Genomic DNA, 12,021 nt, shown 5'->3' with positions numbered 1-12,021 from the left:
GCTGATTTACGACTGCTTCGCAGCCGAGCGGGACGGTGCGGCGTTCCGACAAGCTCCCTCGCCACACAACGGTCTAAAGCCCTTGGCTTCACCGCAAAACCCCAACCGAACATCTATCCTTCATATAGGTCAACCAAAGGGAGAACAACGGCCCGGAGGGATGTTCATCGTGCATATCGCTGACATAACCATGTTCTACGCCCCTGCCAGCGGTGGCGTGCGCACGTATCTGGATGCCAAGCACCGTCGCCTGGGCAGCAAATCGGGCATTTGTCACAGCCTGTTGATCCCCGGGGCTCATTTGAGTGAACAGGATGGCGTTTACACGGTTCCGGCCCCGGCCCTGCCTTTCGGCAAGGGTTATCGTTTCCCCCTCCGTCTCGCGCCGTGGCGCAATGTTCTACAGGATTTACAGCCTGACTTGATCGAAGTCGGCGACCCTTACCTGACTGCCTGGGCGGCTTTGGACGCCAAGCGACAGCTCGATGTGCCGGTAATCGGTTTTTATCACTCCGACCTGCCGTTGCTGGTCAGCAATCGCATGGGCAACTGGGTTACGCCCAATGTCGAAGCGTATGTCAGCAAGCTCTATGGCAACTTCGACCGGGTTCTGGCGCCAAGCCAGGTCATGGCCTCCAAACTGATCGGGTTGGGGGTGAAGAACGTTTTCGTACAGCCCCTGGGCGTCGACCTGCAAACGTTCAACCCCAGCGTTCGGGATCCAGGCCTGCGGGCTGAATTGGGCATCGATGAAAACACTCACCTGCTGATCTTCGCCGGCCGTGGCTCCAAGGAAAAAAACCTGCCGGTGCTGCTCAACTGCATGAAACGCCTGGGCCGTCGTTACCACCTGTTGTTGGTGGGCTCGTCGATGCCGACCCTGGTGCCGCGCAATGTCACCGTCCTCGATGAATTCTGCCCGGCAGCCAAAGTCGCACGCCTGATGGCCAGCGCCGACGCGCTGGTGCATGCCGGCGATCAGGAAACCTTTGGCCTGGTGGTTCTCGAAGCCATGGCCAGTGGCATTCCCGTGGTGGCCGTGGCGGCCGGGGCTTTTCAAGAGATTGTCACCGATCAGTGCGGCCTGCTCTGCGCGCCGAACAATCCAGTGGCGATGGCCAACACCGTTCGCGAACTGTTCAGCCAAGGCAGCACCGCGTTGGGCAAACAGGCCCGCCGACATGTCGAGCAACATTACGCCTGGGACACCGTGGTCCACAGTCTGCTGGGGCACTATCACGCCGTACTCGGCACGCAATGGCCGCTGATCGCCAATGGCTGAGCCCATGAACACACCCAGCCTGTTGTTGGTGTTACACGACGTTGCACCGCAGACCTGGCCCGATTACCAGGCCTTCGTCGAAGCCGTCGACGCATTGGGTACAGTGCCGATGACCTGGCTGGTGGTGCCGAACTTCCATAAACATAACGACCTGGACGCCTATCCGGCATTTCGACGTGTGCTGAGCAGTCGTGTCGCTCGCGGCGACGAACTGGCACTGCACGGTTACTTCCATTGCGATGAAGGGCCGATTCCCACCACTCCCCGAGACTGGTTCATGCGCCGGATCTATACCCACGAAGGCGAGTTCTACGACCTGCCTCTTGAAGCCGCCCTCGCCCGCCTGCGCGCCGGAATCGAGGTATTCCATCGTTACAACTGGCCGCTCGAAGGCTTCGTCGCCCCCGCCTGGCTGATGAGCGAAGGCACCCGTCAGGCCTTGCGCCAGTTACCGCTGCGCTACACCAGCGATTCGCAGCACCTGATTCGTCTGCCGGATTTCACTGCGATCGATGCCCCAGGCCTGGTCTGGAGCGCGCGCAGTGCCTGGCGCCGGGGTTTGTCCAGGCTGGTCAGCGAGCAGCGCGAACAACGCTGGCGCCAGGCGCCGGTGATTCGCCTCAGCCTGCACCCGGTGGACATGCGCCATGAATTCTCGCGTCATTATTGGCTGCAACTCCTCAAGCGTTTGCTCGACGAGGGCCGTGTGCCGATGACCAAGGCCAACTGGCTGGCACAGCAACGCGACCTCATTGGTCGCGCCGCATGAGCCGCGGGATTCTGCTGGTCGTCGCCCTGCTCGCTGCAGTGCTCATCCCGTCGTTGCTGGGCGGCGGCGAGACATGGTCGCGGCTGCAACGCTTCCCGCTGGAATGGCTGCTGATCATGTTCGGCATGATCCTGTTGTGCTGGCTGCTCAACACCCTGCGCTTGCGCCTGTTGCTGGGCGATCAGCGTGACAAGGTGAGCCGCCTCAAAAGCCTCGGGGTGGTGATGTCCGCCGAGTTCGCCTACTGCGCCACCCCCGGCGGCAGCGGCGGACCGCTGACCATCATGGCCCTGCTGGCGCGCCACGGTGTACGGCCGGCCAGGGGCAGCGCCGTGTTCGCCATGGACCAGTTGAGCGACTTGCTGTTTTTTCTCTGCGCGCTGTGCGGGATTCTGATTTATGCCCTGTTCCAGCACCTCAGTCAGCGCATGGAATGGCTGCTGACCGTCAGCGCCATCTCGATGTTCGGCGGGTTGTTCAGTTGCGCGGTGGTGGCTCGCTACCACCGTTCGCTGATTCGCCTGAGCGGTCGGTTGCTCGCCCGTCTCAATGTCAAAGAAGCGACTCGGCTTCGCTGGGCGCGAAAGCTCCTGCACTTCCTGGCGGCGTTCACCGACACACTGAAGTTACCCTTTCAAACATTGATCACGGTGTTTGCCCTGACCTGCCTGCATTGGGTCTTGCGGTATAGCGTGCTGTATCTGGCGTTACGCGGGCTGGGCGTGGACTTGCAATGGGCCTGGTGCTTTCTGATCCAGATGCTGTCATTGAGTGCGGGGCAATTCAGTCTGTTGCCGGGCGGTGCCGGGGCGGCGGAACTGACGTCGGCAGCGCTGCTGGCGCCCATGGTGGGGAAATCCACCGCGGCGGCGGCGATTCTGATCTGGCGGACCGTGACCTATTACTTCTATCTGGTGGTCGGTGGCCCGGTGTTTCTGCTGATGCTCGGGCGGCCATTGCTGAAGAAGTTGATGAAGTTCAAGCAAGCTTGAAAGATCTTTTCAGGCGCCCCCGGCTGTATCTTCAGAATCGTCCTGCAACTGCTCCCACAACTCGGCGGCGCCGGGAAACTCCGTGCCGTCTTCGGGGCTCAGGTCGTCCGGATCGTAGCGGCTCAAACAGCCCTCGCCCAATGTGGCGGGCGCCTTGGAAACAGCTTTATCCAGCGGATCGGCCATGGTCATGTCCTCAGTGTAGAAACGGCGAAGGGCCTGAAGCGATTGAACGCCCAGGCCCTTCGGATTTCAACCGTATGGCTGTCAGAACACGACGGTTTTGTTGCCGTGCACCAACACCCGGTCTTCCAGGTGATAACGCAGACCACGAGCCAGCACCATTTTCTCGACGTCACGACCGAAGCGCACCATGTCTTCAATACTGTCGCTGTGACTGACACGCACCACGTCCTGCTCGATGATCGGACCGGCGTCCAGCTCTTCGGTTACATAGTGGCAAGTGGCGCCGATCAACTTCACACCGCGCATCGAAGCCTGATGATACGGCTTGGCACCGACGAACGACGGCAGGAAGCTGTGGTGAATGTTGATGACTTTGTGGGCATATTCGCTGCACAAGTCGGGCGGCAGAATCTGCATGTAACGGGCGAGTACCACCACTTCGGCGTCGTGCTGTTTGACCAGGCGCGAGACTTCGGCGAAAGCCGGTTCCTTGTTCTGCGGGTTGACCGGTACATGGTAGTAAGGAATACCGTGCCACTCGACCATGCTGCGCAAATCGTCATGGTTGGAAATCACGCAGGCGATTTCACAGTCCAGTTCGTCGCTGTGCCAGCGGTGTAACAAATCGGCCAGGCAATGGGACTCACGGCTGGCCATCAACACCACGCGCTTCTTCTGCTCGGTGTCGGTGATGCGCCAGTCCATCGAGAACTCTTGGGCAATCGGTGCAAACGCTTCGCGAAAGGCTTCGATACCGAAAGGCAGCGAATCGGCACGAATTTCGTGACGCATGAAGAACCAGCCACTGAGATTGTCCGAGTGATGGCTCGCTTCAGTGATCCAGCCGTTATGTGACGCCAGAAAGTTACTGACTTTAGCAACGATGCCGACGCGGTCCGGGCAAGCAATCACCAGCCGAAAAGTGCGCATGAGGGGGAAACTCCAGAACTTCGCAAAGGCCGCCATTCTAGCGATTGCGCAGCAAAACTGCAGTATTGATGACGCGCGGCCGCGGATTGCGGTCATCGGCACAGGTTCCGGCGGTGCCATACGCCAGTGCATGGTGCTCTAGTGGCCAGTCTTCAAGAGGTCAACTGTGAATATTTGTGACGCTATTTAACTGTCTCTCCAATGAGTGTCCTATTCATCGCAACTAAATTAAGTAAAACTTCGGTTAAATGTTTACTTGATGAAACACCCTGACTATTATTGTCGCACTGTCACCCTGTCATCCAGCGCCAACATAAGGTAGTCCTCATGTCCTTGATCAACGAATATCGCGCCACCGAAGAAGCTATCAAAGAGCTGCAAGCCCGTTTGAAGAACCTGTCCCAAGACGACAAACTGCAAACCGAGCTGGAATTCGAAGGCAAATTGCGCACCCTGATGGGCGAATACTCCAAATCCCTGCGTGACATCATTGCCCTATTGGATCCAGAGTCCAAAACCAAGGCTCCACGTGGCGGCGCAGTAAAAACTACCGGCACCAAGCGTGCTCGCAAAGTTAAACAATACAAAAACCCGCACAACGGCGAAGTCATCGAAACCAAAGGTGGCAACCACAAAACTCTGAAAGAGTGGAAAGCCAAGTGGGGCGGTGATGTGGTTGAAGGCTGGGCTACCCTGCTGGGCTAAGCCGCAAGCGCGTCGCAGACTGATCCGCGACCAAAAGAACGCCAGCAAATGCTGGCGTTTTTTTATGCCCGGAATTCAAGCGCAAGTCATTTTCGTTTTCAAATATTCAAACGTTTGCGTAATGCCTGGACATGAATCTGCCATTCATCCAGAACCTCTTGCTGAAACGATGTAGGACTAATCGTCAATTGGGCGGCAGCTGTCAGAAAACTTTCCAGCGTATTGGGAGCGCCCCACTCCGGTGCGGACAAACGTTGCTGACAGAATATTCGCCAGCGCTCTTGCTCTTCCAGGCTCAACGTATCGGGAAAGTTGCGTGCGCGATAACGAAACAATAATTCGGGCAAGCGTTCATCATCGAAAGGCCACTGCTCTTGTGCTAATTGCGCAGGATCGGCCGCTCTGACTTGCTCACATAGACGCCGGTCCCGATCGCCGATAAAACCGTCGTATAACTGTTGCTCGGGGTCCAGGCTCGCGGCGAAATCCTCGCGGGCATAAACTCCCGAGACTTTATCTTGCCAAAGTTGTTGTGCGGCACTTAGCCGCAGCGCCCGTTCCTGATAGAGCGCCATGTCCAGCCCCAAGCGTTGCTGATCTTCGGGACGAAGTACCGATAACGGCGCCACGACCGGGCACTTGTTGATGTGGATGAGCTTGAGCGGCACCGGCAGTTCGCCTTCGGCCAGATCGTCACGGCGGGTATAAAGCCGCTGACGTAAGGTTTCGGTATCCAGATCGAGCAGCCCCTGAGGGTCCAGGTGCAGGTCACAGACAATCAACGCGTTGCGATTGCGTGGATGCCAGGCCAGTGGCAGTACCACGCCGACATAATGGCGGGCCGCCGAAAAGCGCCCGGAAATGTGCACCATCGGCTGCAACAGCCGAATCTGGTCCATCACCTTTTGTTTGCTGCGCAACTGAAACAGCCAGTCATACAACTTCGGCTGTTTTTCACGAATCAGGCGCGCCAGGGCGATGGTCGCGCGAACATCCGACAGTGCCTCGTGGGCATTCCCGTGATCGATGCCGTTGGCGGCGGTCAGGCGTTCGAGCTTGAGCGTCACCCGCCCTTCGTCATCCTTGGGCCAGACGAAGCCATCGGGACGCAACGCATAAGCCGCGCGCACAATGTCGATCAGGTCCCAGCGGCTGTTGCCGCCCTGCCACTCCCGCGCATAGGGGTCGAAAAAGTTTCGATACAGGCTATAACGGGTCATCTCGTCGTCGAAACGCAGCGTGTTGTACCCCGCGCCACAAGTGCCGGGCATAGCGAGCTGGGCATGCACCCGTGTCATGAAATCGGCTTCGCTCAAACCTTGCTCGGCCAGAAGGCCAGGCGTGATACCCGTGATCGCGCAGGCTGCCGGATGCGGCAGGATGTCGTCACTGGGCTGGCAGTAGAGATTGACCGGCTCGTCTATTTCATTGAGATCGAAGTCGGTGCGAATCCCCGCCACTTGCAACGGACGGTCGCAACGGGGGTTGATGCCAGTGGTTTCGTAGTCGTACCAGAAGATCGAGGTCACGGGTTGTTCCTGAACTGAAGACCGGCGAAGTCTAGGCGCACACAGGCTGCCTCGACCAGAAATGTTGTCATTCAATCACCTCTGGTCACGCACCGTGCAATACATAGTTATGTCGTTTTCCCCCGAGAGGCTGCTAGCATCGGACGTACCAGGCCCATCAAGGTTTCCCATGCTCGAGACCACAGCACTGCCACGGAAAGCAACGCTGGCCCCGCCACTGGACACGCGGTATCAGGTCGAAACGCCCGAAGGCATCGACTTGCCACTGCGCCCGGCCGGGTTGATGGTCCGTGCGCTGGCGTTCACCATCGACCTGGGCCTGCGCGGGTTGATCCTGGGCCTGCTGTTCATGGTGCTGGCGTTCCTCGGCAAACTCGGCGCCGGGCTTGGCTCGATTTTGCTGTTCGTGGTGAGCTGGTGGTACATGGTGCTGTTCGAGGTGCTCAATCAGGGGCGCTCGCCGGGCAAGCAATGGATGGGGTTGCGCGTGGTGCACGACGATGGCACCCCCATCGGCTGGTCCGCGTCCTTGCTGCGTAACCTGTTGCGATTTGTCGACATGTTGCCGTTCGGCTACTTCCTCGGGGCCATCAGTTGCCTGCAACATCCCACCTTCAAACGCCTCGGCGATCTGGCCGCCGGCACGCTGGTGATCTACCGCGAACAACCGCTCACCCGACCGCAGTTACCCGATGCCCCGCCGCGCCGTGCCGCTTTCGCGCTGACGCTGACCGAGCAACGCGCCATCCTCGGGTTTGCCGAGCGCCAGGGTGAACTCTCCGAGGCGCGGGCAAGCGAACTCGCCTCGATACTCGCGCAACCGCTGCACGTTTCAGCGCCGCAGGCCGTGGCCGAACTCAACGGCATCGCCCGCGGCCTGTTGGGCCCGACATGAAGCAAAGCCTATTCGAAAGCCGCCACAAGACCGAATGGGAGCAGTTTGCACTCATGCTCGAACGGCTGGAACGCGGCAAGGAAACCTCGCGAGTCACCAGCTTCCCCAGCGATTATCGACGGCTCTGCCAACACCTGGCCCTGGCTCAGGAGCGTGGTTACAGCAGCTTTTTGGTCGACTCGCTACAGCAACAGGTGCTGCGCGGGCATCAACAGCTTTATCGACATCGCAGTTGGCTGAGGGCCAACGTACTGAGCTTCATCCTTGCCGACTTCCCGCGACTGGTGCGCGAACAATGGCGCTTCGTGCTTGCCGCCTGCCTGATATTTTTTGGCAGCCTGATTGGAATCGGGCTGCTGGTGTATCTGTTCCCGGAACTGGTCTACAACCTGATCCCGGCCGAGCAGGTCAGTGAGATGCAAAGCATGTACGACCCCGTCGCCGGTCATCTGGGGCGCTTGGCAGAACGGGCGGCCAGTGAAGACTGGGAGATGTTCGGTTACTACATCATGCACAACATCGGCATCGCGTTTCAGACCTTCGCCAGCGGTTTGCTGTTTGGCCTGGGCAGCGCGTTTTTCCTGTTCTTCAACGGCTTGATGATCGGTGCGGTGGCCGGGCACCTGACGCACATCGGCTACGGGCAAACCTTCTGGTCATTCGTGATCGGTCACGGCGCCTTCGAACTGAGCGCCATTGCCCTGGCCGGTGCCGCCGGCCTGCAACTGGGCTGGGCGTTGATCGCGCCGGGACGTTTGCCCCGTGCCGAAGCCCTGCGAGTGGCGGCGAGCAAGAGTGTGTTGCTGATTTGCGGAGTCATGCTGCTTTTGTTGATTGCAGCGTTTATAGAAGCCTACTGGTCGTCGCGGACCGGAGTCACGCCGCTGACCAAATACCTGGTCGGCGCAGCGCTCTGGGTGTTGGTCGCGACTTATCTGCTGTTTGCCGGACGGACCCGCCATGCGCCTGAGTGACGCCAGTGCAGTGATTCGCCCACGCACAAACTGGGAAGCCATGGACCTGGGGGTGCTGCTGAGTCAGCGCCATCGACGCCTGTTGATGACCAGTTGGGCGATCGTGACCCTACCGATTTTTACCTTGCTCAGCCTCATGCTGTGGGAGTCGCCCTCCCTCGCCCTGTTCCTGTTCTGGTGGCTCAAACCGGCGTTCGACCGGCTACCGCTGTACATCCTGTCCAAAGCCATGTTCGGCGAAACACCCACACTGAAACAGGCCCTGCGCCAATGGCCGCGCCTGCTCCCGCCGCAACTGCTGGCCAGCCTGACCTGGCGCCGCCTGAGCCTGAGCCGCAGCTTTCTGATGCCGGTGGTGCAACTCGAAGGCCTGGAGGGCGAAGCACGACAACAGCGTTTACGCGTGCTGTTGCAGCGTAATGCCGGTGCCGCGCAATGGCTGACGATCATCGGCGTGCACCTGGAAACCGCGTTGTGGATCGGCCTGATGGTGCTGTTCTACATGCTCCTGCCACTGCAGGTCGAAATCGACTGGGGCTGGCAGACCTTGATTGCCGCCGCCACACAAGACTGGCGCTGGCTGGAACACCTGACCAATGCTTTTTACGCCCTGGTGCTGGTGGTCTGGGAACCGATTTATGTCGCCTGTGGTTTCAGCCTTTACCTGAACCGGCGCACACGGCTGGAAGCCTGGGACATCGAACTGGTGTTCCGCCGCTTGCGCCAACGCCTGAGCAGCACAGTCATCACGCTACTGCTGGCGGCGTTTGTGCTGGTGCCGACGGGGCAAAGCGTCTGGGCCGCCGAACCGGACATGTCACCGGACAGCCCGCGTCTGCTGGAGCAACCGCTGACCAGTCAGGCATCCCGAAACAGCATCAAGGCCATCCTCGATCAGCCACCGTTCAAGAACAAGGAAACGGTGACCCGCTATCGGTTCGGCGAAGACAAGCCCAACGACGACACTGCGCACGGTGGTCAAACACCCGCCTGGCTGAAAGCGCTGTTCAGTTTGCTCGACAGCCAACGTTTCGGCGCATTGGCCAACCTGATCGAAGTGTTGCTGTGGGGCGCGGTGATCGGCGCCCTCGGCCTGTTGATCTGGCGTTACCGCGACTGGTTGCAGGCGTTCGTCAGCCGCCGGCCGGCGTTGAACCATAAAGTGACGCGACCATTGCCGCAGCAGGCGTTCGGTCTGGACCTCAACCGCGAAACCCTGCCCGCCGATATCGCGGCCAGCGCCGAAAGCCTCTGGCAAACCAACCCGCGTGAAGCCCTTGGTTTGCTCTATCGCGCCTTGCTCAGCCACTTGCTGAACGACTTCAACATGACGCTCAAACCCGCCGACACCGAAGGCGAAGTGCTTCAGCGCGTTGAACAGTTGAAACAACCGGCGTTGCTGGCCTTCAGTAAAAACCTGACCGCACACTGGCAGAACATGGCCTACGGGCATCGCCTGCCACCGGCGCATTTGCAACAGGAACTGTGTGACGGCTGGCGTGCGTTGTTCGGCCCCGGAGCGGTCCGTTGAACCGCAGGGCATGGCTGGCGGTCGGCGTGTTCATCGTCGTGCTTCTGGGCGCGTTGGGTGTTTACCTGTATTTCAAGGCCACGCCCTATCAGGTACAAATCGAACACGGCCCGTCCCCTGAAGCCCAGGCCAATCCCTATCTGGCCGCCGAGCATTTTCTGCGCAAACAGGGCCTGACCGTCAGCCACGCCAACAGCCTCGACATCCTGCCGACCCTCGAACCACGTCAGCACAGCCTGTTGTTGCTCGGCGACCGGTCCAACATGTCGCCGCGCCAGGTGGATCAGGTGTTGAACTGGACCCGGGCCGGTGGGCGCCTGGTATTCGTCGCCGAAGCCCTGTGGGATGAAAAGACCGGCCAAAGCAATGACCTGCTGCTCGACCGGGTGCAGTTGCATCAGTTCCTGAGCAAAGACCTCAAGGACTCGCCACCTGATCTGCGCGATGACCCCTACCCCAAACTGACCAAGCTCTATCTGGAAAACGAAGAGGCGCCGGCCTACTTCAGCTTCGATACCGCGTTCCACCTCGATGACCCGAAAAACCTTGCCCAGGCCTGGGCCAACAGTGGCAAGGCCACGCACATGATGCAGCTGAGCCACGGGTTGGGTTCGATCACCGTGGTCACCGACGCCGACCTCTGGAAAACCCCGGCTATCGACCAGTACGACAACGCCTGGTTGCTGTGGTACCTGACGGCCGACACCGATGTGACCTTGCTATTCAATACCGAGCACGACAGTCTGCTGACATTGCTGTGGCGTTACTTTCCCCAAGCCCTGGTGGCCCTGATCGCCTTGATCGCTTTGGGTTTCTGGCACGTTGGCGTGCGCAGCGGCCCGTTGCTGGAGCCGGCCCCAAGGGCGCGTCGGCATCTTCAGGAACACCTGCGAGCCAGTGCCGATTTCATGCTGCGCCGCAGCGGTCAGCACAGCCTGTTGCACGCCTTGCAGCAAGACATCCTGCGTCGTGTCCGCCACCGTCATCCCGGTTTTGAACAACTCGGCGTCGCCGAACAATGGCTGGTGCTCGCACGCCTGACCGGCCAACCCACACGCGCCATCAGCCAGGCCATGAGCCCGCGACCGAAACAGCGGCTGTCCAGCGCTGAATTCAGCCGTCAGGTCGCCCACCTGCAAACCTTGAGGAACGCCTTATCATGAGTGAACAGATCGAGCCCGGCCCCCAGACCCACGCCGCCCAGCAGCGCCAGCGCGCCAGCCAGTTGGCCCAGGCGGTAAGGACGGAACTGCAAAAAGCGGTGATCGGCCAGAACACCGTGATCGACGATGTGCTCACTGCCCTGATCGCCGGCGGCCATGTGCTGCTCGAAGGCGTGCCGGGGTTGGGCAAGACGTTGCTGGTGCGCGCCCTCGCCCGTTGCTTCGGTGGCGAATACGCCCGCATCCAGTTCACCCCGGACCTGATGCCCAGCGACGTCACCGGGCACGCGGTGTACGACTTGCAGACCGAGCAATTCAAACTGCGCAAAGGCCCGTTGTTCACCAACCTGCTGCTGGCCGATGAAATCAACCGCGCACCGGCAAAAACCCAGGCCGCGTTGCTCGAAGCCATGCAGGAACGCCAGGTCACCCTCGAAGGCCGCGCCCTGCCCATCGCCCAACCGTTCATGGTGCTGGCCACGCAAAACCCGATCGAACAGGAAGGCACTTACCCGTTACCCGAAGCCGAACTCGACCGCTTCATGCTCAAGGTACGCATGGACTACCCCGAGGCCGATCAGGAATTGGACATGGTGCGTCAGGTCAGCCGCTCGACCCGCGCCGACATGCTCGATGTACAACCGCTGCGCACCGTGTTGCAAGCCAAGGACGTGCTGGCCTTGCAGCGCATTGCCAGCGATCTGCCGCTGGACGATCAGGTGCTCGATTACGCCGTGCGCCTGGCCCGCACCACCCGCACCTGGCCGGGCTTGACCCTCGGCGCCGGGCCTCGCGCCTCCATCGCCCTGGCACGTTGCGCCCGCGCCCGCGCCTTGTTGCGCGGGGGCGAGTTCGTGATTCCCGACGACATCAAAGGTTGCGCCCTGGCGGTACTGCGTCACCGTGTGCGGATTGCCCCGGAGCTAGACATCGAAGGGCTGGACGTCGATCAGGTGCTCAAGCAACTGCTCGACCAAGTGCCGGCGCCACGCCTGTGAACATGGCCATGCGGACCACCCCTGTGGCGAGGGAGCTTGCTCCCGCTGGGCTGCGAAGCGGCCCCAA

12 protein-coding genes are annotated in these 12,021 nt (G+C 60.3%); 9 read left to right on the top strand and 3 right to left on the bottom strand.

The window, feature by feature from the left end:
• The first annotated feature begins 160 nt into the window (after positions 1-160).
• The 3 genes from LOY36_RS05870 to LOY36_RS05860 are packed head-to-tail and all read left to right on the top strand — an operon-like array spanning position 161 to position 3,043.
• Positions 161-1,282, top strand: a complete 1,122-nt coding sequence (locus tag LOY36_RS05870; protein ID WP_258672572.1) for a glycosyltransferase family 1 protein — start codon at positions 161-163, stop codon at positions 1,280-1,282.
• Positions 1,275-2,051 (top strand): polysaccharide deacetylase family protein, encoded by a 777-nt coding sequence (locus LOY36_RS05865; RefSeq protein WP_258672571.1) that lies wholly within the window; start codon positions 1,275-1,277, stop codon positions 2,049-2,051. The genes LOY36_RS05870 and LOY36_RS05865 overlap by 8 nt, the downstream gene beginning before the upstream one ends.
• The gene (locus tag LOY36_RS05860; protein WP_258672570.1) at positions 2,048-3,043 is read left to right on the top strand and encodes a lysylphosphatidylglycerol synthase transmembrane domain-containing protein; all 996 of its coding nucleotides are present in this window, start codon (positions 2,048-2,050) and stop codon (positions 3,041-3,043) included. Before LOY36_RS05865 ends, LOY36_RS05860 begins: the two co-directional genes overlap by 4 nt.
• Positions 3,044-3,052: 9 nt before the next feature.
• Here the strand turns inward: LOY36_RS05860 and LOY36_RS05855 are convergent, their stop codons facing one another.
• Positions 3,053-3,229, bottom strand: a complete 177-nt coding sequence (locus LOY36_RS05855; RefSeq protein WP_173861182.1) for a hypothetical protein — start codon at positions 3,227-3,229, stop codon at positions 3,053-3,055.
• A gap of 81 nt (positions 3,230-3,310) precedes the next feature.
• Entirely contained in the window at positions 3,311-4,159 is an 849-nt protein-coding gene (purU, locus tag LOY36_RS05850; RefSeq protein ID WP_007933315.1) for a formyltetrahydrofolate deformylase, read from the bottom strand.
• Between the two features lie 327 nt (positions 4,160-4,486).
• On the opposite strand from purU, the gene mvaT reads away from it, so the two are divergent.
• Complete coding sequence (gene mvaT / locus LOY36_RS05845; RefSeq protein WP_007933316.1) at positions 4,487-4,864, top strand: histone-like nucleoid-structuring protein MvaT; 378 nt, start codon at positions 4,487-4,489, stop codon at positions 4,862-4,864.
• 98 nt (positions 4,865-4,962) lie between these two features.
• Here the strand turns inward: mvaT and sbcB are convergent, their stop codons facing one another.
• Positions 4,963-6,393, bottom strand: a complete 1,431-nt coding sequence (gene sbcB / locus LOY36_RS05840; RefSeq protein ID WP_019651416.1) for an exodeoxyribonuclease I — start codon at positions 6,391-6,393, stop codon at positions 4,963-4,965.
• Between the two features lie 169 nt (positions 6,394-6,562).
• On the opposite strand from sbcB, the gene LOY36_RS05835 reads away from it, so the two are divergent.
• Genes LOY36_RS05835 through LOY36_RS05815 form a run of 5 tightly spaced genes read left to right on the top strand, consistent with a single transcriptional unit; the run spans position 6,563 to position 11,954 of the window.
• Complete coding sequence (locus LOY36_RS05835) at positions 6,563-7,288, top strand: RDD family protein (protein WP_019651415.1); 726 nt, start codon at positions 6,563-6,565, stop codon at positions 7,286-7,288.
• On the top strand, positions 7,285-8,262 hold the full coding sequence (locus tag LOY36_RS05830) for a stage II sporulation protein M (RefSeq protein WP_258672566.1): 978 nt from the start codon (positions 7,285-7,287) through the stop codon (positions 8,260-8,262). The genes LOY36_RS05835 and LOY36_RS05830 overlap by 4 nt, the downstream gene beginning before the upstream one ends.
• The gene (locus tag LOY36_RS05825; protein WP_019651413.1) at positions 8,249-9,793 is read left to right on the top strand and encodes a DUF4129 domain-containing protein; all 1,545 of its coding nucleotides are present in this window, start codon (positions 8,249-8,251) and stop codon (positions 9,791-9,793) included. The genes LOY36_RS05830 and LOY36_RS05825 overlap by 14 nt, the downstream gene beginning before the upstream one ends.
• Entirely contained in the window at positions 9,790-10,956 is a 1,167-nt protein-coding gene (locus tag LOY36_RS05820; RefSeq protein WP_019651412.1) for a DUF4350 domain-containing protein, read from the top strand. The genes LOY36_RS05825 and LOY36_RS05820 overlap by 4 nt, the downstream gene beginning before the upstream one ends.
• A complete protein-coding gene (locus tag LOY36_RS05815) occupies positions 10,953-11,954 on the top strand; it encodes a MoxR family ATPase (RefSeq protein ID WP_258672563.1) in 1,002 nt (333 codons plus the stop codon). Before LOY36_RS05820 ends, LOY36_RS05815 begins: the two co-directional genes overlap by 4 nt.
• Positions 11,955-12,021: the final 67 nt, after the last annotated feature.

Origin of the sequence: Pseudomonas sp. B21-019, from assembly GCF_024749225.1 — a bacterium.
In the GTDB taxonomy this organism is placed as follows: Bacteria; Pseudomonadota; Gammaproteobacteria; order Pseudomonadales; family Pseudomonadaceae; genus Aquipseudomonas.
The sequence above is the reverse complement of the archived record's forward strand: the minus strand, read 5'-3'. Positions and strand labels throughout refer to the sequence as shown.

Bases quoted from the DNA above. Each gene is read 5' to 3' on its own strand.
- mvaT (WP_007933316.1), top strand. From the start codon at position 4,487: ATGTCCTTGATCAACGAATATCGCGCCACCGAAGAAGCTATCAAAGAG.
- LOY36_RS05855 (WP_173861182.1), bottom strand. From the start codon at position 3,229: ATGGCCGATCCGCTGGATAAAGCTGTTTCCAAGGCGCCCGCCACATTG.
- LOY36_RS05835 (WP_019651415.1), top strand. From the start codon at position 6,563: ATGCTCGAGACCACAGCACTGCCACGGAAAGCAACGCTGGCCCCGCCA.
- LOY36_RS05830 (WP_258672566.1), top strand. From the start codon at position 7,285: ATGAAGCAAAGCCTATTCGAAAGCCGCCACAAGACCGAATGGGAGCAG.
- LOY36_RS05870 (WP_258672572.1), top strand. From the start codon at position 161: ATGTTCATCGTGCATATCGCTGACATAACCATGTTCTACGCCCCTGCC.
- LOY36_RS05860 (WP_258672570.1), top strand. From the start codon at position 2,048: ATGAGCCGCGGGATTCTGCTGGTCGTCGCCCTGCTCGCTGCAGTGCTC.
- purU (WP_007933315.1), bottom strand. From the start codon at position 4,159: ATGCGCACTTTTCGGCTGGTGATTGCTTGCCCGGACCGCGTCGGCATC.
- LOY36_RS05825 (WP_019651413.1), top strand. From the start codon at position 8,249: ATGCGCCTGAGTGACGCCAGTGCAGTGATTCGCCCACGCACAAACTGG.
- LOY36_RS05815 (WP_258672563.1), top strand. From the start codon at position 10,953: ATGAGTGAACAGATCGAGCCCGGCCCCCAGACCCACGCCGCCCAGCAG.
- LOY36_RS05865 (WP_258672571.1), top strand. From the start codon at position 1,275: ATGGCTGAGCCCATGAACACACCCAGCCTGTTGTTGGTGTTACACGAC.